The organism is Frankia sp. AgKG'84/4 (assembly GCF_023242965.2).
Lineage (GTDB): Bacteria > Actinomycetota > Actinomycetes > Frankiales > Frankiaceae > Frankia.
The window spans coordinates 1-1,867 of the sequence record NZ_JALKFU020000999.1 but is presented as its reverse complement, the minus strand read 5'-3'; the positions used below and the strand labels follow the sequence as shown (position 1 = coordinate 1,867).

1 protein-coding gene is annotated in these 1,867 nt (G+C 71.8%); it reads left to right on the top strand.

Features of this window, described 5'->3' with window-relative positions; translation table 11 throughout:
• Window positions 1–692: 692 nt before the first annotated feature.
• On the top strand, window positions 693–1,766 hold the full coding sequence (locus tag MXD58_RS26730) for a C40 family peptidase (protein ID WP_374616691.1): 1,074 nt from the start codon (window positions 693–695) through the stop codon (window positions 1,764–1,766).
• The last annotated feature ends 101 nt before the right edge of the window (window positions 1,767–1,867 follow it).

Genomic DNA, 1,867 nt, shown 5'->3' with positions numbered 1-1,867 from the left:
GTCCCGCCTGCGGCGCCGCCCGCTGTCCCGCCTGCGGCGCCGCCCGCCGTCCCGCCTGCGGCGCCGCCCGCTGTCCCCCCGGTGATGCCCGCGGCCTGACGGCCTGACGGCCTGACGGCCTGACGGGGGCCCCGTTCCCGGCCGGGGCGGGGTGGCTCACCAGATCGTGTGCGGACAGTCATGTCGATGTCGGCTGCCGGCACCTCGGGTGAACAGTCGGATGCGGACGGATCGATGGGCCGCGGCGGGGACGCTCGCGCGGGGGACATTCCCGCGACCGACCGTCGCGAGAAACGGACATTCCGGCAACGGGCGGGTGCATCCCCAATGTGTGTCCGAGCGTTGGGTTTGGGGTGGTTGCCGGCTACCGCAGAGTGTCCACTATGGTCATCGACAGCACTTCTGTTCCGGACCGGGATCGACGTCCGGAATAAGGCGTGCTGATTTCGTGGAGTCCGAACAGTGTTAACCGTCGAGCCGAAGCGCCTAGTCCTGCCCCCGGTTCGACGTCCCCTCCGAGTTTGTGGGGCAGGCGCGGGAGACCCAAGGTCCCAAGCGGGCGGTCGCCATCGTCGGGCGCCGCCTGTGGGGGAGAGACCGGCGGTCGCGCGGCCAGGCCCGGGCCCCCCAGCCCGTGCACCGACAGCGCACTCGCGGACGCACAGGAAGGACACGTCTTGCCACGTCGTGGTATGGCCTGGCTTCCGGAGGACTGGGAACAGTTCGTCCGGAACCGTCAGCGCCCGCCGGCGCCCCGAGCATCCTCCGGCTCCGACGCGGTCCGCCGACGTACCACCGTTCCGCCTCGACGTGCGGCAACCATCGCCGCGTTCACCACCGGATCCATCGCCGTGTCGACGGCCGCGTTCGCCGCGACCGTGCCCAGCGGCGTCGACGGGACCGCGTCCCTCGACGCGAACTCGCCGACCCAGTCGTCCGTCCTCACCGGGCACACCGGCCGGGCCGACCTCACGACCTCGCGCACGATCGCCCCGCTGGCGACGGCGATCGCCGACCACGACCCGGTGTTCACAAACGTCTCCATCGCGGCCGACAAGAGCACCGTCGCGCCGAACACCCCGGTCGTGCTGACGGTGCGCGCGACCGAGGCGGACTCCGGCGCCCCGCTGGCGAACCAGGACGTCCGCATCGTCGTCGTCAACGGCCCGCAGTGGCAGACCTCCACCCGGCTGCACACCGACGCGAACGGCAACGCGCAGATCACCGCCCGGCTGCTGTCCACGACGACGATCACCGCGGTGTTCGACGGGTCGAGCGCGCTGCGTCCCTCACTGGCCGGCGCGGCGACCGTGACGATCGCCAGCCCGACCACGTCCGGAGGCGGCGCGGGGGGTGCCGGCGCCGGCATCGCGGCGGGCATCGACCAGGCGATCCCGAAGATCATCCCGGGCAGCTCGATCGGTGAGAAGGCCGTCTACCTGGCCTCGCTGAACAAGGGCAAGCCGTACGTGTGGGGGGCCGAGGGGCCGTACTCGTTCGACTGCTCCGGCCTGGTCCAGTACGTGTTCAAGCAGCTCGGCCGGTCACTGCCGCGCACCGCGCAGGGCCAGTACAACGTCTCCACCAAGGTGCCACAGGCCGGCAAGCAGCCCGGCGACCTGATCTTCTACGGCACCCCGGGCAACATCTACCACGTCGGCATCTACGCCGGGAACGGCTACATGTGGGCGGCCCCGCAGACCGGCGGCGTCGTGTCGCTGCGTCCCATCTACAGCTCCACCTACAAGGTCGGCCGCATCCACTGACCCGCACGTGACGAGCGCGCGGCCCGCCGGGCGCCAGCCGCGCGGACGCCTCGCCGCGTGACCAGTCCGCGTTGATCGGCCTGCCGGCCGGGATGGCTTGC

Bases quoted from the DNA above. Each gene is read 5' to 3' on its own strand.
- MXD58_RS26730 (WP_374616691.1), top strand. From the start codon at position 693: ATGGCCTGGCTTCCGGAGGACTGGGAACAGTTCGTCCGGAACCGTCAG.